The sequence below is a fragment of the Saccharopolyspora sp. NPDC000359 genome (genome assembly GCF_040300525.1).
Taxonomy (GTDB): domain Bacteria; phylum Actinomycetota; class Actinomycetes; order Mycobacteriales; family Pseudonocardiaceae; genus Saccharopolyspora.
On record NZ_JBEPDU010000024.1, the window covers coordinates 1 to 20610 of the forward strand.

Below are 20610 nucleotides of genomic sequence, written 5' to 3' on the forward strand. Positions count from 1 at the left end.
GAGCGCCCGAGGGCCGGGCCCGGCGCGACGGCGAGGCCCCCGCCGCTGGCCAGCGCAACGCGGGGGTCCTCCAGGTGGCGCGGCTACTTCTTGCCCGCGATGTTCTGCACGCCCGTGGTGTCCAGTTCCGCGACGCTGTAGGCGGCGTAGTTCTGGTGCGGGCTGCGGCCGGAGAAGTACGGCGTGAGCTGGTCGTCGAGCTCGTCGACGCTGAAGGTGCCCGAGGCCGCGGTGAACTTGCGTTCCACGGTGGGCGCGGCCAGCAGCGCGACCATGTCGCCGTAGACCACGAAGACCTGGCCGTTGATCTCCGCGGCCGCTGGTGAGGCCAGGTAGGCCACGAAGGTGCCCACCCGTTCCGGGGCCAGGATGTCCAGCTCGTTGCCGTTCGGGTCCGCGCTGAACACGTGCTCGGTCATCCCGGTGCGAGCCCGCGGGCAGATCGCGTTGGCGCGCACGCCGTACCGGGACAGCCCCTGCGCGCTGGAGAGGGTCAGCGCGGTGATGCCGGCCTTGGCCGCCGAGTAGTTCGGTTGTCCCGCCGCGCCGAACAGGAACGCCTCCGACGTGGTGTTGACGATGCGGCCGTAGACCGGTCCGCCCGCCGTCTTGCTGGCGTTGCGCCAGTGCGCCGCCGCCGCGCGCGAGACGGCGGCGTGGCCCTTGAGGTGGACGTGGATGACGTCGTCCCAGTCCTGCTCGGTGAGCTTGAACAGCATCGTGTCCCGCAGGACGCCCGCGTTGTTCACCACGACGTCCAGGCTCCCGAAGGTGTCCACCGCGGCTTCGACCAGCCGGTCACCCATGGACCAGTCACCCACGTCGCCGGTCACCGCCACCGCGTCGCGGCCCATGGCCTTGATCTCGCCCACGACGCTCTCCGCGGCCGGCCCCATGTCGTTCACGACCACGTTGGCCCCCTGGGCCGCGAGCGCCAGCGCTTCCGCGCGCCCGAGCCCGGCTCCGGCGCCGGTCACGACCGCGGTGCGGCCCTCCAGCGTGCTCTCGCCCATCCGTTGCTCCTTCGTCCGACGATCTCACCGGCTTTCCTGGGAAAACTAGTATTCGTTCTCGTTCGCGGGGGTTGTCGGTCTCGCTGAGTGGACACGGAAGTGCGGGAATCGGTGGCGACGGGGTGGGATGAGATGGATAACGAATTCTAGTGGCGCGAGGTCCGCCGCCCCGCGCCCGGAGGAGGGGGCAGATGCCCGAAGCCGTCATCGTCGAGGCTGGCCGCACACCGGTCGGCAAGCGCTACGGAGCCCTGGCCGGACTGCACCCGGCCGAGCTGCTCGGACAGGCCCAGCGGGGGGTGCTCGCACGGGTCGGACTGGACCCGGCGCAGGTCGGCCAGGTCGTGGGCGGGTGCGTGACCCAGGTGGGGGAGCAGTCCAACAACGTCACCCGGAACGCCTGGTTGCACGCTGGCCTGCCGCACACCACCGCGTGCACCACGATCGACTGCGCCTGCGGCTCCTCCCAGCAGGCGGTGCACCTGGTGGCCGGGCTGATCGCCAGCGGCGCCACCGACATCGGGATCGGCTGCGGGGTGGAGTCGATGAGCCGCGTCTTCCTCGGCGCGGCCCTGGCGCCCGACACGGGCAACCCGGTGCCGGAGTCGTGGACGATCGACCTGCCCGACCAGTTCACCGCCGCCGAGCGGATCGCCCGCCACCGCGGCATCACGCGCGCCGACGTCGACGCGCTCGGCCTGGCCTCCCAGCGCAAGGCCGCGGTCGCCTGGGCGGAGGGGCGCTTCGACGGGCAGGTCATCCCGGTCGAGGCACCGGTCCTGGTCGACGGGTCGGCCACCGGCGAGACTGCCCTGGTGAGCCGCGACCAGGGACTGCGCGAGACCACGGCCGAAGGGCTCGCCAAGCTCAACCCGGTGCTCCCCGAAGGCGTCCACACCGCGGGCAACTCCTCACAGATCAGCGACGGCGCGGCGGCGGTCCTCCTGATGAGCCGGGAACGGGCCGAAGCGGAAGGCCTGCGGCCGCGGGCCCGGATCGTGGCCTCCGGGATGGTGGGCTCCGACCCGTACTACCACCTCGACGGTCCCGTGCACGCCACCGCGCACGTGCTGGAGAAGGCGGGCATGGCGCTCAGCGACATCGACCTCGTGGAGATCAACGAGGCCTTCGCCTCGGTCGTGCTGTCGTGGGCCCAGGTGCACGGCGCCGACATGGACGTGGTCAACGTCAACGGGGGCGCGATCGCGCTTGGGCACGCGGTCGGTTCGACGGGGGCCCGGCTGATCACCCAGGCCGTCCACGAACTGGAGCGCAGCGACCGCTCCACCGCGCTGATCACCATGTGCGCCGGTGGAGCGCACGCCACGGCAACCATCGTCGAACGGATCTGAGATGGCACGAGCAACGTTGGGGTTGAGCGAGGAGCACCGGGACCTGCGGGATTCGGTGCAGGCCTTCGCGGGGCGGCACGTCACCGAGGACGTGGTGCGGGCGGCGGTCGACGCCGGGGCCGAGCAGCTGCCGCCGTTCTGGGCGAAGGTGGCGGAGCAGGGCCTGCTCGGGCTGCACCTGCCGGAGGAGGTCGGCGGAGCGGGTTTCGGGTTGCTCGAACTCGCGGTCGTCCTCGAGGAGCTGGGCCGCGCCCTGGCACCTGGGCCGTTCCTGCCGACGGTGCTGGCCAGCGCGGTGCTGTCGGAGGCAGGCCACCACCAGCACCTGCCCGGGCTCGCGGACGGCACGGTGGTCGGTGCGCTTTCGCTTGGCGGCGGTTTCACCGCTGAACGCACCGACGACGGGGGACTGCTGGTGACCGGTTCCGCCACACCCGTGCTTGGCGCGCACCTGGCGGACGTGCTCGTCCTGCGCGTCGATCGCGGTGGGCGGCAGGCGTGGGTGGTGCTGCCGCGGAGTGCGGCCGAGGTGGGCGAGGTGCCCAGCCACGACTTGACCCGGCGCCTTGCGGCCGTGGCGGTGACCGGGGTGCGCGTGCCCGCTGAGGACGTCCTGGAGATCCCAGCTGATCGGCCCCACGAGGTGGCGGCCACGTTGTTCGCGGCCGAGTCGTGCGGGATCGCCGACTGGTGCACCACGACGGCTGCGGAGTATGCGAAGGTGCGCGAGCAGTTCGGTCGGCCGATCGGGCAGTTCCAGGGTGTGAAGCACCGGTGCGCGCGGATGCTGGCGCGGGCTGAGGCCGCCCGGGCGTGCGCCTGGGACGCGGCCCGCGCGCGGGACGCCTGTGACGAGGCGGAGGAGGTCGCCCTGGCTGCTGCGGTCGCGGGGGCCACCAGCGTGGACGCGGGTTTCAGCGCGGCCAAGGACTGCATCCAGGTGCTGGGTGGCATCGGGTTCACGTGGGAGCACGACGCCGGTTTCCACCTGCGCCGTGCGCAAACCCTGCGGCTGCTGCTCGGATCCACGTCGCACTGGCAGCAGCGGGTGGCGCGGCTCGCCCTCGGTGGTGTCCGCCGCCAGTTGTCGGTGCAGCTGCCGCCGGAAGCGGAGGAGGTCCGGGCTGCGGTGCGTGCCGAGCTCGCTGAAGCCGTTGCGCTGCAGGGCGATGAGCGGGCCGCGTACTTGGCTGAGCACGGCTACACCGCGCCCCACCTGCCCAAGCCGTGGGGGCGGGGTGCGGACGCCGTCGAGCAGCTCACCATCGCGGAGGAGATGCGGGCCGCGGGGGTGCGGGCCCCGGACATGGTGATCGGGAACTGGGTGGTGCCGACGCTGATCCAGTACGGCAGCCCGGAGCAGCAGCGCAGGTTCCTCCCGCCGAGCCTGCGCGGCGACATCACCTGGTGCCAGCTGTTCTCCGAGCCGGGCGCGGGATCAGACCTGGCCGGTCTGTCCACCAGGGCCGTGAAGGTCGACGGGGGTTGGCGAGTCACCGGTCAGAAGGTGTGGACCTCGATGGCCACCGAGGCGCACCACGGCATCCTGCTGGGCCGGACCGACCCGGACGCGCCGAAGCACAAGGGGTTGTCGTACTTCCTGCTCGACATGGAGTCCCCCGGCATCACGGTCCGGCCGTTGCGCGAGCTGACCGGGGAGGCGTTGTTCAACGAGGTGTTCCTCGACGACGTCTTCGTGCCCGACGACATGCTGGTGGCCGAGCCCGGTGACGGGTGGAAGCTGGCCCGCACCACACTGGCCAACGAGCGGGTCGCGCTGTCGACCGACTCGTCCCTGGGCGCGGGCGGCGAGGCGCTGCTGGAACTGGCGGCCGCTGACGCCGACGACCACCGCCTGGTGGTGTTGGGGCAGATCCTGGCCGACGCCCAGGCGGGCGCGCTGCTCGGGCTGCGGCAGACGCTGCGCTCGTTGAGCGGCCAGCAGCCGGGCGCGGAGTCCTCCATCGCCAAGCTGCTCGGCGTCGAGCACGTCCAACAGGTGTGGGAGACGGCGGTGCAGTGGCAGGGCCCGGCCGCGCTGCACGCCGACCTCGACCGCCCGAGCGCGGACACCGTCGGCGCCACCTGGAAGTTCCTCAACACCCGGTGCCTGTCCATCGCGGGCGGCACCACCGAGGTCCAACTCAACATCATCGGCGAACGCCTCCTCGGCCTGCCCCGGGACCCCGAACCGACCCCCAAGCCCTGACCACCCGGGGCGCCGCGCAGAGGCGGCGACCCCGGTCCACTGCGCTCGGGAAGCTGAACGAGCGCAGGCCCATGCACACAGGAGAACGACGAGATGCCCATCGACCTCGACGCGGCACTGACCGCCCGCCCCACCACGCGCGAAGCGTCGTGGACGGAGCGGGACGTGCTGCTCTACCACCTCTCGCTCGGCGCCGGGAACCGCGCCGACGCCGACCCCGAGCTGCCCTACACCTACGAGGCGAACCTCCAGGTGCTGCCGACGTTCGCGCTGGTGGCCGGGCAGGGAATCTCCGCGGGCGAGCGCGGTGCGCCGGGCGTGGCGCTGCCCGGGATCGACATCGACCTCCGCGCGGTCCTGCACGCGGGGGAGGAGCTGCGCGTGCACCGGCCGCTGCCGACCTCCGGCTCCGCCACCGTCAGCAGCCGGGTCACCGACGTGTGGGACAAGGGGAAAGCGGCGCTGATCGTGCTGGAGTCAGCCGCGGCGGGCCGCGACGGCGCGGCGCTGTGGACGACGCGCACGCTGATCTGGGCGCGCGGCGAGGGCGGTTTCGGCGGCGAGCCCGGTCCGGACGCGACCACCGCGGTGCCGGAACGGGACCCGGACGTGGTGCTGGAGTCACCGACGACGCCCGGTCAGGCGCTGCTCTACCGGCTCAACGGCGACATGAACCCGTTGCACGCCGACCCGGCCTTCGCCAGGGCGGCGGGTTTCGACCGGCCGATCCTGCACGGGCTGGCGTCCTGCGGGCTGGTCGCCAAGTCCGTTGTGGACGGTCTGCTCGACGGGGACGCCACGCGGCTGCGCGGTTTCGCGGTGCGGTTCGCCGGTACCCTGCTGCCCGGGGAGACAGTCCGGACGGCGGTGTGGCGGGACGGCGAGCAGCTCGTGCTGCGCTCGACGTGCCCCGAGCGCGGGGACGCACCGGTGCTGACCCACGCGACCGCGGAGGTGGCGTCGTGACCGCTGCCCAGGAACTGACCGCTGTGCCCGACCAGAGCGGTGTTGACGCCGCGGTGGCAGCGGCCCGCCGGGTGGTCGCGTCGTTGCTGCGGGCCGGTGGTGGGTCGGCGGTGGAGATGGCGCAGGTGGCCGCCCAGCTCAACGCCGTCGCGGACCACCTCGACGAGCACGCCCCCGCGATGGACCAGCGCATGGTGGACATGTGGGCGGGGGAGGGCGTCACCCGCCACGACCCGGTCACCGGACCGGAGAACGCGATCGCACCGCCGCTGAACCTGACCGGCGTCGACGACGGCACGGTCGAGGGCGAGGTGGTGCTGGGCCTGCCGTACCAGGGCCCGCCCGGCCACGTGCACGGCGGCATCTCAGCGCTGATCCTCGACCACACCCTGGGCGTGGCCAACCACTGGGCCGGGGCCTCGGGCATGACGGCCGAGCTCACGCTGCGCTACCGTCGGCCGACACCGCTGTTCGAGCCGCTGACCATCACCGGCGAGCAAGTGGAGGTAGACGGCCGGAAGATCCGCACGAGAGGCGCGATCACGGCAGCCGGCGAAGCCTGCGTGTCAGCCGAAGGCCTCTTCATCGCCAAACACCTACCCCGACCCCGCTAACCCCTCGGACCCCCGGCACCAGGACCTGCGAACCCGGCCAGCCAAATCCCCCGGCCACCCGGGCCCACCAACTCAGCCAGCGGATACCCGGGCTGTCCGGACCCGCCGTGTCGGCCAGCGGATTCCTGGCTGTCCGGGTCCACTGTGTCGGCCATCCGGTTCCCCGGGTACCCGGAAGCACCAGGCCGGGCAACCGGATTCCCCGGCTTCCTGAAATCACCACCTCGGACACGTGAAAGCCCCCGACCCCATGGGCTCGGGGGCTTTCCCACGACCACCACGCCACCACTCCGCCCCGATGCCCGAACAGACCGACCCCAGCGATCCCGCGCCTCTGAAACCATCCGAGTGATCGGTGTTCCGCAGTTTCAGTTGAAACTGTGACCCCAGGGCATGCCGGACGCACGACACGCCGGTGCATGTGGAGAACCAACCCGCGGCCCGCGCCGGTCCAGCGCGATTTCAATGGGAATCAGACATCCGAGTTCCACTGAGGTGAGCTCAGTAAGCGCCCCGACGCATCGCCGGTGTGTCGGGCGCACGACACGCCGGAGTTTGCAGTTTCAATTGAAACTACGCTCGTTCCCCATCGGACGACGCGTCGCCGCACTTTCTCGGCCCGAGGTGAAGGGCACCTTTCTCGACTCAGTCGGTGAAAGGTGCCCTTCGCTCACGTCCGCGGTCGGCGTTGGGGCTGGTGTGGCGGTTCGCGGCCTGGGATCGGGCAGGTTGATGGCTCTGCGGGGTGGGACCGGGGGGGCGGGTGGCCCTGCGGGGTGGGGAATCTGGGGTGGGAGGTTGGGGTTCAGGGGGTTGGGTGGACCTGGTTGCGGATGACCTTGCCGGTGGCGTTCCGGGGGAGTCCGTCGTGGGTGATCCGCCACTGGGAGGGGACCTTGTAGTGCGCCAGCTGCTCCCTGGCGTGGTTGCGCAGTTCTTCCTCGGTCAGCTTGCTGCCTGGGTCGGTGACCACCACCGCGAACACCTCCTGGCCGAGGTCGGCGTGCGGGACACCCAGCACCGCGCACTCCTGGACCCCCGGGTGTTCGGCGAGGACACCCTCGACCTCGGCGGGGTAGACGTTCTCCCCGCCCCGGATGATCAGGTCCGAGCGCCTGGTGCTGAGCCGGAGCCTGCCCCGCTCGACCACCCCGATGTCCCCGGTGTGCAGCCACCCTTCCTCGCGGATGGTGCTGGCCGTGGCGTCCGGGTCGTTCCAGTAGCCCAGCATGTTGTAGGCGCTGCGGACGCACACCTCGCCCTCCTCGCCGTCCGGCAGGGGGTTGCCCAGCGGGTCGCGGATCTCCAGCTGGACACCCGTGATCGGCTGTCCGAGGGTGTTCGGTGCCTCGGCCAGGTCCGCGGGGCTGGCGGCGGTGAGGGCGGTGCAGGTCTCGGTCATGCCGTAGCTGTCCACGAGGGACTTCTCGGCGAACGGCAGCGCCTCCCGCAGCCGCTGCTTGAACGCTGAGGACGACGGCGCGGAGGCGAGGGCGAACGTGGTCAGGGACGACAGGTCGTGGGCGGCCAGGTCGCCGTGCTCCAGCAGGCGGTGCGCTTGGGTCGGCACCGCACCCCAGTTGGTGACCCGCTCGCGGGCGATCAGGCGGAGCACCCGGTCCACGTCGAACGCGCCCTGGTGCATGACGACGGTGCTGCCGGTGGCGAGCCGCGGCACCGCCAGGTTGTGCAGGCAGGCGATGTGGAACAGGGGCAGCGCCAGGAGGTACCGCCGGTCCCGCGGGTCGGTCGGATCGCCCAGCGCCGCGGCGAGTGCGTCGTTCATGCGGTGGTACTCGACGACCGAGCACACGTTGCGGTGCGAGTGGACAGCACCCTTGGGCCGACCGGAGGTGCCGCTGGTGAACAGGACGATCGCGGGATCGTCCTCGGCCACCTCGACGGCTGGTAGCGGCGCGCCCGCGTGCTGTTGGACCAGCTCGCCGATGCGGTCCACCGGGAGCAGCGGCACGGGGGAGCCGTCCAGCAGGGCGGCGCGCTTGTCGTCGGTGACGATCAGCTTCGGTGCCACCAGCGCCGTGCCGTGCTCCAGTTCGCGCCGCGACCACCAGGCGTTGAACCCGACCGCGATCGCGCCCGTGGAGATCGCGGCCCAGAAGGCGAGGACCCACTCCGGCGTGTTGGCGGCGGCGATCGCGACCCGGTCGCCCTCGCCGACCCCGTACTCCTCGCGCAGTGCCGCGGCAAGAGCGGCGACCTGCTCGGCGTGCTGGGTGAAGGAGATCCGCCGGTCCTCGGTCACCAGGTAGTCGCGGTCACCGTGCGCGGTGGAGGCGGCGAGGACCTCGACGAGCGACCGCGCCCGGTGCTTGAACACCGGGAGCCGGACGCCGCGCACGTCCTCCTCGACGAGTTCGAAGGGGGCGCCGGGGCCGGTCAGGGCGGCCCTGGCGGCGGCAGCAGTGCCGGGATCGGTCGTGCTCATCAGCTGGCGTTCCTCCTGCTGCTGGCCGGAATCGTGCGCAGCACAGGGTGTGGCACCAAATGCGGCCGCGTGGTGCCGGTTTCCGTTCATCGGGACCTGCTTCCCAGCCGTCCTCCCGCTCAGCGGGACAGCTCGCTCGGTGTCCCGGTGAGCACACCACTGTTGCGGGTGGGCGGGAAGAACTGATCGACCGGGAGGCATCGCATGGGCAGCTTGCGGGGTGCAGTCGCGCTGGTCACGGGGGCGGGCCAAGGCGTGGGGCAGGGCATCGCGCTCGCCCTGGCCGGGGCGGGCGCGACCGTTGCGGTGGTCGGCCGCACCGAGGCGAAGCTCGCGGCCACCTGCGAACTGGTCCGGGAGCGCGGTGGCCGGGCTGAACCGTTCCCGGTCGACGTGACCGACACCGCCGCGGTCCCACCGCTGGTGGAGCGGGTAATGCGGGAGTTCGGCGGGATCGACGTCCTGGTCAACAACGCCTACACCGGCAGCTACGGGCCGCTGCTGTCGATGAGCGACGAGGACTTCCAGCGGGGTTTCCACAGCGCTCCCTTCGCCGCGTTCGCGTTCATGAAGGCCTGCCACCCGCACCTCAAGGCCCGCGGCGGCGGGTCGATCGTCAACCTGGTCACGTCGGCGATGGTGCGGTGGGACACCTCGACCTACGGTGCTTACGCCGCGGCGAAGCAGGCCCTGCGCTCGTTGACCAGGACGGCGGCGTCGGAGTGGGGCCGCGACGGGATCCGGGTGAACGCGATCGCCCCGCACGCGCTGTCGCCGGGCCTGGCGGCGTGGACGGAGCGCAACCCGGAGGAAGCGGCCGAGTTCGTCAAGTCCATCCCGCTGGGCCGCATCGGCGACTGCGAGGCCGACATCGGGCGGGCGGTCGCCGCCCTGGTCGGCCCGGACCTGCGCTACCTGACCGGGGCCACCGTGCCGTTGGACGGCGGCCAGGCGTTCTTCAGCTGAACCCAGCGGGACCTCCCGGTGAGCGGGACCGACGTCGGTGCGGGACCCCGCCACCGCCCTACCGTCGCAGCGATCCAGCGGAACAGGAGTGCTCGTGACCACCACATCCCCATCCGTCCCGGACGTCTTCAGCCCGGGGAAGATCGGCCCCTTGACCCTGCGCAACCGGACGATCAAGGCGGCCACCTACGAAGGTCTCAGCCACCGGGGCAGGGTCACCCGCGACCTGGTCGACTTCCACGTCCGGCACGCGGCTGGTGGCGTGGGCATGACCACGGTGGCCTACTGCGCGGTGTCCCCGGAGGGGCGCACCGACCGGCACCAGGTCCTGTGGACCGAGGAAGCGCTGCCGGGCCTGCGCGAGCTCACCGAGGCCGTCCACGACCAGGGCGCTGCCGCGTCCGCGCAGATCGGTCACGCCGGGCCGGTGGCCAACCCCAAGGCCAACGGGGCACCGGCGCTCGCGCCGAGCAGGCACTTCCACAAGACCACGTTCAGCTTCGCGCGCGCGGCGACGCCGGACCAGCTGCGCCGGGTGGTGCGGGACCACGCCAGGGCGGCGCGGATGGCGATCGAGGCGGGGTTCGACGCGGTGGAGGTGCACCTCGGGCACAACTACCTGGCCAGCTCGTTCCTGAGCCCGAAGCTCAACCACCGCACCGATTCCTACGGCGGCGACCTGGAGAACCGGGCGCGGCTCGCGCGGGAGGTCATGACGGCGGTGCGGGACGCGGTCGGTGACCGGATCGCGGTGCTGGCCAAGATGAACATGGACGACGGCGTGCCGGGCGGCTTCTGGCTCGACGAGGCGATCGCGGTGGCGCAGTGGCTGGAGGCCGACGGTTCGGTCGACGCGCTGGAGATGACCGCGGGCAGCTCGCTGAGCAACCCGATGTACCTGTTCAAGGGCGATGCGCCGCTGGACGCCTTCGCCGAGGTGATGCCCCAGCCGATCAAGCTCGGCGTGAAGCTGGTGGGCCACACAGTGTTGCGCGAGTACCCCTACCGGGACGGCTACCTCCTCGAGGACGCCCGCCAGGTCCGGGCCGCGGTGAAGCTGCCGATGATCCTGCTCGGCGGCATCACGGACAAGGCGGTCATGGACCGGGGCATGGCCGAGGGGTTCGAGTTCGTGGCGATGGCGCGCGCCCTGCTGCGCGAGCCGGACCTGGTCAACCGCATCCAGGCCGACGCGAGCGTGCGGTCGCTGTGCAACCACAACAACCGCTGCATGCCCACGAACTACACCGGGGCGCGCTGCGTGCTGGTCGACCGCAGCAGCCCGCGGTCGGAGACCTGGGGCACCGAAGCCGGCTACGCCGGGTGAGCCGGTGATGAGCCGAGAACGCGACACCATCGCCGACCTGCTGCTGGACCGGCTGGGCGACCACCGCCCCGGCCTGCGCAGCCGGGACCGGACCTGGACCTGGGACGAGGTGGTGCGGGACAGCGCGGCCCGCGCCGCCCGGCTCCGGCAGCTGCGCGACGACGACCGACCGTTCCACATCGGAGTGCTGCTCGACAACGTCCCGGAGTTCGTGCTCTGGCTCGGCGCCGCCGCGCTCAGCGGGGCGACGGTCGTGGGCATCAACCCCACCCGCCGCGGGTCGTACCTGGCGGCCGAGGTGCGGCACACCGACCTGCAGCTGGTGGTGACCGACGCGGCCGGGCTCGCCCTCCTCGACGGCCTGGACATCGGCGTGCCGCGCGACCGCTTCCTGCTGGTGGACTCGCCGGGGTACGCCGAGCAGCTGGCGGGCGAGCCGGGCGAACCGGTCCGCGACCCGTCGATCACCCCGGCGACCCGGATGCTGCTGCTGTTCACCTCCGGGACCACCGGGGCGTCCAAAGCCGCGATCTGCTCCCAGGGCAGGCTCGCCGGGCTGGCCCGCCAGAACTCGGCGAAGTACCACATCGGCCGCGACGACGTCTGCTACTGCTGCATGCCGCTGTTCCACGGCAACGCGCTGATGGCGCTGTGGGCACCGGCCCTGCTCGCGGGAGCGTGCGTGGCACTGGCCCCGAAGTTCACCGCGTCCGGGTTCCTGGCCGACGTGCGCCACTACGGCGCGACCTACTTCACCTACGTCGGCAAGGCGCTCGGCTACCTCCTCAGCCAGCCGGAGCGGCCCGACGACGCCGAGAACACCCTGACGCACGGGTTCGGCACCGAGGCTTCGCCCGAGGACCAAGCCGAGTTCAAGCGCCGCTTCGGGGCGAGGTTGTACGAGGGCTACGGGTCGAGCGAAGGCGCGGGGATGATCAACCAGGCGCCGGACGGTCCGCCGTCGGCGCTCGGCGTCCCGGCGCACGCGGGTGTCCGCGTGGTCGACCCGGAGACCCTCGAGACGTGCCCGCCCGCGGAGCTCGACGAGTACGGCCGGGTGCGCAACGCCGAGCACGCCATCGGCGAGATCGTCGACACCGAGGGCGCCGCGAAGTTCGAGGGCTACTACGAGAACCCGGCGGCCAACGCCGAACGCGTCCGCCACGGCTGGTACTGGACCGGCGACCTCGGCTACCTCGACGCCGAAGGCTACCTGTACTTCGCCGGGCGGTCGGGCGACTGGATCCGGGTGGACGGCGAGAACATCTCCGCCCTGCTGACCGAGCGGGTCCTGCGACGGCACCCGGACATCATCGCCGCCGGGGTCTTCGCGGTGCCCGACCCGCGTTCCGGTGACCAGGTGATGGCGGCCGTCGAGACCCGCGCGCGGTTCGCGGACCTCCACCTCGCGGAGTTCCTCGCCGCGCAGCAGGACCTCGGCGGCAAGGGGATCCCGCGCTACGTGCGGGTGTCGCACCAGCTGCCCACGACCGGGTCGAACAAGCTGCGCAAGAAGGAGATGCAGGCCGACGGTTGGCGCACGACCGACGAGGTGCACTGGTGGCCGGGCCGGGGAGCGCCGTCGTACGTGCGCATGACCGAGCAGCACAAGCAGGACCTCCGCGCGCAGTTCGCCGCGAACGGAAGGCTGCGCTTCCTCCCCTAGGGGCGGCAGGACTGGAGAGCACAGGAACGAGGGCCTCGGATGGATGTGCGCGAGACGCGCGAGCAGCGCCGGCTCCGGCAGGAGCTGCGTGAGTACTTCGCCGGGCTGCTCCCGGCGGACGAGCTCAGGAGAGCGGGGGAGGAGGGCGTCGGCGGACCCCGGTTCCGGGAGGTCGTCAAGGCGCTCGGCCGCGACGGTTGGCTGGGGATCGGCTGGCCGCGCGAGTACGGCGGCCAGGGCCGCTCGATCGAGGAGCAGTACGTCTTCTTCGACGAGGTCCAGCGCGCCGGGGTGCCGTTCCCGTTCGTCACGGTGAACACCGTCGGCCCGACCTTGATGGAGCACGGGACCGACGAGCAGAAGCAGGCCTACCTGCCCGGGATCCTCAGCGGTGACGTCGTGTTCGCCATCGGCTACACCGAACCCGATGCGGGCACCGACCTGGCCTCGCTGCGGACCAGGGCGGTGCGCGACGGCGACGAGTTCGTGGTGAACGGGCAGAAGATCTTCACCTCCGGCGCCAACACCGCGGACTACGTCTGGCTCGCGGCGCGCACGGACCCGCAGGCACCCAAGCACGAGGGGATCTCCATCCTGGTCGTGCCCACCAGCGCCCCGGGCTTCTCCTGGAGCCCCATCCAGGCCGTGGGCGGCATGGTGGTCACCGCGACCTACTACAGCGACCTCCGCGTCCCGGCCAGTTCCGTCGTCGGCGCGGTCGACGGCGGGTGGCGGCTGATCACCGCGCAGCTCAACCACGAGCGGATCGGCTTGGCCGCGCTCGGCGGCCGGATGATCCGGCTCTGGGAGCAGGTCCTGGACTGGGCGAAGAGCACCGGGGTGGTCGAGAAGCCCTGGGTGCAGCGGGAGATGGCCCGCGCCTACGCCCGGCTCGAAGCGATGCGGCTGATGAACTGGAAGATGACCACCGCCGTCGCCGGAGGAACGCTGACCGGGGCGACCGCGGGGGCGGCGAAGGTGTACGGCACCGAGACCCACATCGAGGTGCAGCGGGCGCTGACCCAGGTGCTCGGCGCGGCTGGCCGGGTCCGCCCGGACTCGCCCGCGGCCGTCCTGGGTGGACAGGTGGAGCAGTTGTCCAGGCAGGGGATCGTGAACACCTTCGGTGGTGGCGTGAACGAGGTGCTGCGCGACATGGTCGCCACCCGAGGCCTCGGCCTGCCGCGGGGACGGAGGGCCGGATGACCGGCGAGACGGCCTACGACCAGGCCCTCCAGTCCTTCGTCGGGCGCGTGCTGGTGCCCGGCAGGTCGGGCCAGGACCCGGTCAACGTGCCGATGATCCGGCACTGGGTCGAGGCGGTGGGGGACCCCAACCCGGTCCACCTCTCGGCCGAGGCCGCCCGGGCCACCGGGCGCGGCGACGTCGTCGCACCGGCCTCGATGATGCAGACCTGGACGATGCGGGGGTACGCCGCCAGCACCGCTCCGGAGGCGGCCGGCGCGACTGCCTCCGACGAGCTGGTGGACCTGCTGGCCCGGGGCGGGTACACCTCGGTGGTCGCCACCGACTCGGAGTTCGAGTTCCGGCGCGAACTGGTGCCCGGCGACGAGGTCAGCGTCGACGAGGTCGTGGAGTCGATCTCGCCGGAGAAGCGGACCGGACTCGGACCGGGGCGGTTCGTGACCACGGTGCGCACCTACCGGGACGCCAGCGGCACCGAGGTCGCGGTCCAGAAGTGGCGCACGCTGCGGTTCCGGCCCGCTGAGCGCAAGGCGCCGCGCCCGCGGCCCGCGGTGAACCGCGACAACGAGTTCTGGTTCGCCGCGGCGCGGGAGAAGCGGCTGGTCATCCAGCGGTGCCGGGCCTGCGAGGCGCTGCGCCACCCGCCCGGCCCCTGCTGCCCGCACTGCCGGTCCTTCGACTGGGACACCGTGGAAGCGTCCGGCTGCGCCACCGTCCACAGCTACGTGGTCGCCCACCACCCGAGGCACCCGGCCTTCGAGTACCCGCTGCTGGTCGCGCTGGTCGAACTGGCCGAGGGCACCAGGCTGATCAGCAACCTGGTGGGCGTCGAACCGGACGAGGTCACCATCGGCATGCCGGTCCAGCTCGAGTGGCTCGAAGCGGACCCGGAGCTGGTGCTGCCCGTCTTCCGCCCCGCCACCGACCGGGCCTGACCGCCAAGGAGAACGCCGAATGGACTTCCACCTCAGCGAGGAGCTGGCCGCGGTCCGGGACCTGGCCCGCGAGATCTGCACCGACCGGACCACCTCCGACCGGATCCGGGCGGTGGAGGACTCCGAGACGCGCGTCGACGAGCAGCTCTGGGCGGAACTCGCCAGAGCGGGGCTGGTGGGCATCGCGCTGCCCGAGGAGCACGGCGGGGCGGGCCTCGGCCTCGACGGCCTGTGCGTGCTGCTGGCCGAGCAGGGCCGGGTCGTGGCGCCCGTCCCGCTGTGGTCGGCAGCAGTGGCCGCCATGGCCATCGCCACCCACGGCGACGACGCGCAACGCCGCCGCCACCTGCCCGCAGTCGTCAGCGGCGCCTCGCGGCTGGCGCTGGCGCTGGAGGAGCTCGCTCCAGCGGAACCGGGCGCGCCCACCTGCACCGCGACCCCCGCGGGGGAGACCTGGCTGCTGTCGGGGACCAAGGCGGTCGTGCCGTCGCCGCAGGGCGCCGACGCCGTGCTGGTGTCGGCGACCGCGGAGCACGGCGCCGGGCTGTTCCTGGTCGACGCCGGGGCGGACGGGGTGCGCTGGGAGCGGGCCGAGACCACGACCCGGGACTTGAGCGGGCACCTCCACCTCGACCGGGCCGTTGGCCGCGCCGTGGGCACCCCGGGTGACGGGGCGCTGCGCCAGACCCTGCACCGCGCCACCCTCGCGCTCGTGGCGCTCCAAACCGGTGTCGCCCGAGGAGCTTTGGAGCTCACTGCCGGGTACCTCGGTGAGCGCCACCAGTTCGGCCGACCGCTGGCCACCTTCCAGGCGGTCCAGCACCAGCTGGCCGACTGCTACATCGACGTCGATGCCGCGGAGGTGGTGCTGTGGCAGGCGGTCACCTCGCTCACTGACGAGGCGGACGACGCCGACCGCGCGGTGCTGGTGGCCAAGTGGTGGGCCGCCCAGGCGGGGCTCGACGTCGTGCACCGCATCCAGCACCTGCACGGCGGGATCGGGGTCGACGTCGACTACCCAGCACACCGCTACTTCCTGTGGGGCAAGCAGATCTCCAGCACGTTCGGCGGAGCCGCCGCGGCGCTGGCCGACCTGGGCGCGCACCTGGCGGTCGAGGAGGTGGCCTCGTGAGCCTCCCGCCGACCCGGGCGTTCGAGCAGGTGCGCGTCGGCGACCGCGTGCCGGAGCTGGCGATCCCGCTGACCCGCACGCTGATCGTGGCCACCGCCATCGCCAGCCGCGACTTCCAGGACGTGCACCACGACCCCGAGCTGGCGGTCGAGCGCGGTTCCCCGGACGTGTTCATGAACATCCTGACCACCAACGGCCTGCTGGACCGGTTCGCGACCTCGTGGGCGGGCCCGGCCTCGGTGGTCAGGGCCATCCGCATCCGGCTCGGGGCACCCAACCACCCGGGCGACACCCTGGTCCTGACCGGCGAGGTGACCGGCAAGGACGTCGAGGACCGGTCCGTCAGCCTCGCGGTCACCGGCACGAACAGCCGCGGTGCGCACGTCACCGGCACGGTGGTCCTCCACCTCCCGGGCGCCGAGGAGGAGTCCGCATGACCTCGTTGTCCCGCTCCAGCGCGATCGTCGGCATCGGCGCGACCGAGTTCTCCAAGAACTCCGGCCGCAGCGAGCTCCAGCTGGCCACCGAGGCGGTGCTCGCCGCGGTGGCCGATGCCGGTCTGGATCCCGCCGACGTCGACGGCATGGTCACCTTCACCGCGGAGTCGAGCTCGGACATCCACGTGGCCCGCAACGCGGGTTTCGGCGAGCTGACCTTCTTCTCCCGCGTCGGCTACGGCGGCGGGGCGGCGTGCGGCACGGTGGCGCACGCGGCGGCGGCCATCGCCACCGGGCTGGCCTCGGTCGTGGTCTGCTGGCGCGCGTTCAACGAGCGGTCGGGGGAGCGCTACGGGCTCGGCCAGGCCGACCGCCCGGTGGACACCAGCGCGGACCGGGCCGCCTACTCGTGGATGACCCCGTTCGGGTTGAACACCCCGGCCCAGTGGGTGGCCATGTTCGCCCGCCGCTACCAGTACGAGTACGGGGCCACCTCGGCGGACTTCGGGCGGGTCGCGGTGGTGGACCGCAAGCACGCCGCCACCAACCCCCGCGCCTGGTTCCACCAGCGCCCGATCACCCTGGAGGAGCACCAGGCCTCGCGGTGGATCGCCGAGCCGCTGCGCCTGCTGGACTGCTGCCAGGAGACCGATGGCGGCCAAGCGCTGGTGCTGGTCGCCGCCGAGCGCGCCCGCGACCTGCCGCACGTGCCCGTGCACGTGCTGGCCGCCGCGCAGGGGTCGGGCGAGGACCAGCACATGATGACCAGCTACTACCGGCCGTCCATCTCGGGCCTCCCCGAGCTGGGCCTGGTGGGCGACCAGCTGTGGGCGCAGAGCGGGCTGTGCCCGGACGACGTCCAGGCCGCGGTCCTCTACGACCACTTCACCCCGCTGGTGCTGCCGCAGCTGGAGGAACTGGGGTTCTGTGGCCGGGGTGAGGCCAAGGACTTCATCCGGGACGGCCACCTCGAACTGGACGGGCGGCTACCCACCAACACCCACGGGGGCCAGCTCGGCGAGGCCTACCTGCACGGGATGAACGGTATCGCCGAAGGCGTGCGGCTGGTGCGCGGCACCTCGGTGAATCAGCCCCCGGACGTCCGCAACGTGGTGGTCACGGCAGGCACCGGTGTTCCGACCAGCGGTGTGGTCCTGGGGGTGGCCTGATGACGGCGGCACCGGCTCGTCCGGCGGGGGACTGGCGCGGCGTGGACCTGGGCAGTCGCACCGTCGACTACGCGGAGCGGGACGCGATCCTCTACGCGCTCGCGGTGGGTGCCTCCGCGGGCGATCTGGACCTGGTCTTCGAGGAGCGGCTGCGCGTCCTGCCGACTTTCGCGCTGACCCTGGCCCAGTGGGCGCCGGACGCGCTGGGCGGTCTCGGCGCGTTCGACACCCGCACGGCGGTGCACGGCGCACAACGACTCCTAGTGCTGGGCCAGCTGCCCCGCTCGGGTTCGGTAACGATGCGCGCCCGGGTGGCGGAAGTGTGGGACAAGGGCTCGGCAGCGGTCTTCGAGGTGGCGGTGGAGAGCGACTTCTTCGTGGCCACCTGGTCGCTCTTCGCCCCCGGCTGCGGCTGTTTCGGTGGACGGCGTGGCCCGTCGAAACCGGAAGCACCGCGAGCCGGACCCGAACACCGACTGGTGCTGAGCACCGCGCCGAACCAGGCGGCGCTCTACCGGCTGCTCGGCGACCGCCACCACATGCACATCGACCCGGCGGCCGCCGTCGCCGCGGGCAAGCCCCGCCCGTTCCTGCACGGCTTGTGCACCCTGGCCGCGGCAACCTTGGCGGTGGCCCAGAACTACGACGCCCACCCGGCCGACCTGCGGAGCTTGGCGGGACGCTTCGCCGCCCCGGTCTACCCCGGCGACCAGCTCTCGATGGCGTGCTGGGGAACCGACGCCGATGCGGTCACCTTCACCGCCGAAGTCGGTGAGCACACCGTCCTGACCGGCGGCGAAGCCAAGTTCAGCTGACCGCGGCCGGGACGCCGCGGGGTGCCAGCAGCGTCGTGCGCGGTGTCGGCGCTCGGACTGAGGTGAGGCCGAATCCGGTTGTGGTCAATCGGGAACGGGTTTCTGGGCGCGGGCGATCTCGTCGTTGAGGCGCTGGCTGCGTTGCTGGGTGCGGATGCGGGCGAAGGACCAGATCGTCGTGGCGTGCGCCAACGCCATCACCAGGAACACGATGCCGAGTCGGAGGATCACCTGGTGCACGGGGTTGGCCGCGGGCAGGGCTGGCAGCGAGGCGAGGGCCACCACGCCGAGCATGAAGATGACGAACAGCGCTGAGATCAGGCGGTTGGCCGAGTCCGCCACGCGGCGGTTCTGGTGGACCTCGGCGAGGTAGGTCACCCCGCTGCGGCGGATGAACCAGCCGTCCACGGCGACCGCCGCGACGGCGACGACGAAGAAGAGCACGTGCGAGGTCATGTCCAGGTGCATCGCTGGCCTCCTCGGGTCGGTGCTGTCCACTTGGTGGTACCCGGGGTGATCTGGCGGCAAACGACCTTGTTCCGCATCCGCGCCCTACCTGGCCAGTCGCGAACCCCTGTGGGGGAACTTGTTCTGGGTGGCTGTGCAGGTTGGGGTCTGAATGCCAGTTGGTCGGCGTATTGCGCGTATGGACAACATCGTAGAACGTGTTCTAGTCTGACGCGAAGCTCGGTCCGCACGCGGTGAAGGGCAGTGGGATGGCTGAGGCTGATTACGTCGTTGTGGGTGCGGGTAGCGCCGGGTGCGCGGTGGCGCGGCGGCTGGCCGAACGGGGTTCCAGCGTCGTCCTGGTCGAAGCAGGGCCCCGCGACGACCGGGGACCGTTGAAGAACCTGCTGCGCATCCCCGGCGCCATCGCGGTGGTGCACTCCACGCCGCAGCTCAAGAAGTTCTTCGACTGGGGGTACAAGTCGGTTCCGCAGGAGCACGCCGCGCACCGCACGATCCCGCAGACCCGCGGCAAGGTGCTGGGCGGGTCGAGCTCGGTCAACGGCATGCTCTTCGTCCGGGGGAACCGGCAGAACTACGACGACTGGGCCGACGAGGGCTGCAAGGGCTGGTCCTACGACGACGTCCTGCCCACCTTCAAGCGCCTGGAGCACTGGGAGGCCGGTGCCAACGACTTCCGGGGCACGGGCGGCCCGATCCGCGTCCGCGAGCAAGGCGGACTCACCGAGGCCGCACGGGGTTTCATGGACGCGGCGACGAGCCGGCTCGGCGTGCGGGTGCTCGACGACTACAACGCCCAGGAGCAGGAAGGCATCGCACCGGTCCAGCTCAGCGCTGATCCCGGGGTGCGCTACTCCTCGTCGAAGGGCTACCTGCACACCCGCCCGGTCGACGCGCTCACCGTGCTCACCGGGGCCACGGTCTCGAAGGTGGTGCTGGACGGCTCGCGCGCCACCGGCGTGGAGGTCATCGGCAAGGACGGGCACCGGCGCGTCATCCGGGCGGGCCGCGAGGTCGTCCTGTCCGCCGGGGTGTTCGGTTCCGCGCAGCTGCTCATGCTCTCCGGAATCGGTCCGGCGCAGCACCTGCGCGAGCACGGCATCGAGGTGCGGGCCGACCTGCCGGTCGGGGACAACCTGCACGACCACCTCTTCGTGCCGGTGTCGTTCCGGATGGACTCGGCCCTGCGCAGGCCGACACCGGCCTACTTCGCGCGCGGACTCGCCCGGGAGTGGTTCCGGCCCGGCTCGGGGTGGGCGGGTGGTTCGCAGTTCGAGGCGACCGGCTTCGTGCGGACCTCGCACGCCGGTGCCGTCCCCGACCTCCAGCTGCTGAGCCTGTACTGGGTCTACCCGATCCCGAACCAGGACTCCGACAAGGCGGTGCGACCGCCGTCGACCAAGCCGGGGCAGAGCGTCTTCCCGGCGCTGATCTACCCCGAGAGCCGCGGCACCGTCCGCCTGGCCAGCGCCGACCCGCTGGCCCCACCGCTCATCGACCCCGCGTACCTGAAGGCGGGCAAGGACACCGAGGTGCTCCTCGAAGGCATCAGGATGGTGCGCGAGGTGATGGACGGCGTCGGCGACAACCAGGGCGAGATCGGGCCGGGGCAGCAGTACTCCGACGAGGCGGAGCTGCGCCGGGTGCTCCCGCACTTCGTGCACAGCGTCTACCACCCGGTGGGGACCTGCCGGATGGGTTCGGACGACCGCGCGGTGGTTGGGCCGGACCTCAAGGTCCTCGGTGTGGACGGCCTCCGGGTCGCCGACGCCTCGGTGATGCCCTCCATCATCGGCGGCAACACCAACGCCCCCTCGATCATGATCGGCGAGCGCTGCGCCGACCTGATCCAGAGCTGAACAGCCAGGTATTCCCGCCGAACCCTGTCA

At 72.0% G+C, this 20610-nt stretch carries 17 protein-coding genes; 14 read left to right on the plus strand and 3 right to left on the minus strand.

Features of this window, described 5'->3' with window-relative positions:
• Positions 1–83: 83 nt before the first annotated feature.
• Positions 84–1013 carry a 3-oxoacyl-ACP reductase gene (locus tag ABT324_RS17025; RefSeq protein WP_351177719.1) on the minus strand — a complete coding sequence of 310 codons (930 nt, stop codon included), beginning with the start codon at positions 1011–1013 and terminating at the stop codon, positions 84–86.
• A 191-nt stretch (positions 1014–1204) separates the two neighbouring features.
• On the opposite strand from ABT324_RS17025, the gene ABT324_RS17030 reads away from it, so the two are divergent.
• From ABT324_RS17030 to ABT324_RS17045, 4 genes are all read left to right on the plus strand, one after another.
• On the plus strand, positions 1205–2365 hold the full coding sequence (locus ABT324_RS17030; protein ID WP_351177722.1) for a steroid 3-ketoacyl-CoA thiolase: 1161 nt from the start codon (positions 1205–1207) through the stop codon (positions 2363–2365).
• A gap of 1 nt (position 2366) precedes the next feature.
• A complete protein-coding gene (locus tag ABT324_RS17035) occupies positions 2367–4574 on the plus strand; it encodes an acyl-CoA dehydrogenase family protein (RefSeq protein WP_351177725.1) in 2208 nt (735 codons plus the stop codon).
• 93 nt (positions 4575–4667) lie between these two features.
• On the plus strand, positions 4668–5540 hold the full coding sequence (locus tag ABT324_RS17040) for a MaoC/PaaZ C-terminal domain-containing protein (protein WP_351177728.1): 873 nt from the start codon (positions 4668–4670) through the stop codon (positions 5538–5540).
• Complete coding sequence (locus ABT324_RS17045; RefSeq protein ID WP_351177731.1) at positions 5537–6154, plus strand: PaaI family thioesterase; 618 nt, start codon at positions 5537–5539, stop codon at positions 6152–6154. The genes ABT324_RS17040 and ABT324_RS17045 overlap by 4 nt, the downstream gene beginning before the upstream one ends.
• Positions 6155–6959: 805 nt before the next feature.
• Here the strand turns inward: ABT324_RS17045 and casG are convergent.
• Positions 6960–8600, minus strand: coding sequence for a steroid-24-oyl-CoA synthetase (gene casG, locus ABT324_RS17050; RefSeq protein ID WP_351177734.1), 1641 nt, complete (start codon positions 8598–8600; stop codon positions 6960–6962).
• 204 nt (positions 8601–8804) lie between these two features.
• Between casG and ABT324_RS17055 the strand changes: the two genes are divergently transcribed.
• The 9 genes from ABT324_RS17055 (at position 8805) to ABT324_RS17095 (ending at position 18253) form a co-directional block, all read left to right on the plus strand.
• A complete protein-coding gene (locus tag ABT324_RS17055; RefSeq protein ID WP_351177737.1) occupies positions 8805–9566 on the plus strand; it encodes an SDR family NAD(P)-dependent oxidoreductase in 762 nt (253 codons plus the stop codon).
• Between the two features lie 94 nt (positions 9567–9660).
• Positions 9661–10893 carry an NADH:flavin oxidoreductase gene (locus ABT324_RS17060; RefSeq protein WP_502949749.1) on the plus strand — a complete coding sequence of 411 codons (1233 nt, stop codon included), beginning with the start codon at positions 9661–9663 and terminating at the stop codon, positions 10891–10893.
• 7 nt (positions 10894–10900) lie between these two features.
• Positions 10901–12559: a steroid-22-oyl-CoA synthetase gene (gene casI, locus ABT324_RS17065; RefSeq protein WP_351177743.1), complete on the plus strand. Its 1659-nt coding sequence runs from the start codon at positions 10901–10903 to the stop codon at positions 12557–12559.
• Positions 12560–12598: 39 nt separating this feature from the next.
• The gene (locus tag ABT324_RS17070; RefSeq protein WP_351177746.1) at positions 12599–13765 is read left to right on the plus strand and encodes an acyl-CoA dehydrogenase family protein; all 1167 of its coding nucleotides are present in this window, start codon (positions 12599–12601) and stop codon (positions 13763–13765) included.
• Entirely contained in the window at positions 13762–14700 is a 939-nt protein-coding gene (locus ABT324_RS17075; protein ID WP_351177749.1) for a bifunctional MaoC family dehydratase N-terminal/OB-fold nucleic acid binding domain-containing protein, read from the plus strand. The genes ABT324_RS17070 and ABT324_RS17075 overlap by 4 nt, the downstream gene beginning before the upstream one ends.
• Before the next feature lie 19 nt (positions 14701–14719).
• Entirely contained in the window at positions 14720–15832 is a 1113-nt protein-coding gene (locus ABT324_RS17080) for an acyl-CoA dehydrogenase family protein (protein WP_351177752.1), read from the plus strand.
• Positions 15829–16269, plus strand: coding sequence for a MaoC family dehydratase (locus ABT324_RS17085; protein ID WP_351177755.1), 441 nt, complete (start codon positions 15829–15831; stop codon positions 16267–16269). Before ABT324_RS17080 ends, ABT324_RS17085 begins: the two co-directional genes overlap by 4 nt.
• Positions 16266–17438, plus strand: a complete 1173-nt coding sequence (locus ABT324_RS17090) for a lipid-transfer protein (protein WP_351177757.1) — start codon at positions 16266–16268, stop codon at positions 17436–17438. Before ABT324_RS17085 ends, ABT324_RS17090 begins: the two co-directional genes overlap by 4 nt.
• Positions 17438–18253, plus strand: coding sequence for a MaoC/PaaZ C-terminal domain-containing protein (locus ABT324_RS17095; protein ID WP_351177760.1), 816 nt, complete (start codon positions 17438–17440; stop codon positions 18251–18253). The genes ABT324_RS17090 and ABT324_RS17095 overlap by 1 nt, the downstream gene beginning before the upstream one ends.
• Positions 18254–18337: 84 nt before the next feature.
• Here ABT324_RS17095 and ABT324_RS17100 read toward each other — a convergent pair whose 3' ends face one another.
• Complete coding sequence (locus ABT324_RS17100) at positions 18338–18721, minus strand: hypothetical protein (RefSeq protein WP_351177763.1); 384 nt, start codon at positions 18719–18721, stop codon at positions 18338–18340.
• Between the two features lie 248 nt (positions 18722–18969).
• On the opposite strand from ABT324_RS17100, the gene ABT324_RS17105 reads away from it, so the two are divergent.
• Entirely contained in the window at positions 18970–20580 is a 1611-nt protein-coding gene (locus ABT324_RS17105; protein WP_351177766.1) for a GMC family oxidoreductase, read from the plus strand.
• The last annotated feature ends 30 nt before the right edge of the window (positions 20581–20610 follow it).

What these genes read in the sequence shown, in the direction of transcription:
- ABT324_RS17025 (WP_351177719.1), bottom strand. Translation starts at nt 1,013, where the DNA reads ATGGGCGAGAGCACGCTGGAGGGCCGCACCGCGGTCGTGACCGGCGCC.
- ABT324_RS17030 (WP_351177722.1), top strand. Translation starts at nt 1,205, where the DNA reads ATGCCCGAAGCCGTCATCGTCGAGGCTGGCCGCACACCGGTCGGCAAG.
- ABT324_RS17035 (WP_351177725.1), top strand. Translation starts at nt 2,367, where the DNA reads ATGGCACGAGCAACGTTGGGGTTGAGCGAGGAGCACCGGGACCTGCGG.
- ABT324_RS17040 (WP_351177728.1), top strand. Translation starts at nt 4,668, where the DNA reads ATGCCCATCGACCTCGACGCGGCACTGACCGCCCGCCCCACCACGCGC.
- casG (WP_351177734.1), bottom strand. Translation starts at nt 8,600, where the DNA reads ATGAGCACGACCGATCCCGGCACTGCTGCCGCCGCCAGGGCCGCCCTG.
- ABT324_RS17055 (WP_351177737.1), top strand. Translation starts at nt 8,805, where the DNA reads ATGGGCAGCTTGCGGGGTGCAGTCGCGCTGGTCACGGGGGCGGGCCAA.
- casI (WP_351177743.1), top strand. Translation starts at nt 10,901, where the DNA reads ATGAGCCGAGAACGCGACACCATCGCCGACCTGCTGCTGGACCGGCTG.
- ABT324_RS17070 (WP_351177746.1), top strand. Translation starts at nt 12,599, where the DNA reads ATGGATGTGCGCGAGACGCGCGAGCAGCGCCGGCTCCGGCAGGAGCTG.
- ABT324_RS17075 (WP_351177749.1), top strand. Translation starts at nt 13,762, where the DNA reads ATGACCGGCGAGACGGCCTACGACCAGGCCCTCCAGTCCTTCGTCGGG.
- ABT324_RS17080 (WP_351177752.1), top strand. Translation starts at nt 14,720, where the DNA reads ATGGACTTCCACCTCAGCGAGGAGCTGGCCGCGGTCCGGGACCTGGCC.
- ABT324_RS17090 (WP_351177757.1), top strand. Translation starts at nt 16,266, where the DNA reads ATGACCTCGTTGTCCCGCTCCAGCGCGATCGTCGGCATCGGCGCGACC.
- ABT324_RS17095 (WP_351177760.1), top strand. Translation starts at nt 17,438, where the DNA reads ATGACGGCGGCACCGGCTCGTCCGGCGGGGGACTGGCGCGGCGTGGAC.
- ABT324_RS17100 (WP_351177763.1), bottom strand. Translation starts at nt 18,721, where the DNA reads ATGCACCTGGACATGACCTCGCACGTGCTCTTCTTCGTCGTCGCCGTC.
- ABT324_RS17105 (WP_351177766.1), top strand. Translation starts at nt 18,970, where the DNA reads ATGGCTGAGGCTGATTACGTCGTTGTGGGTGCGGGTAGCGCCGGGTGC.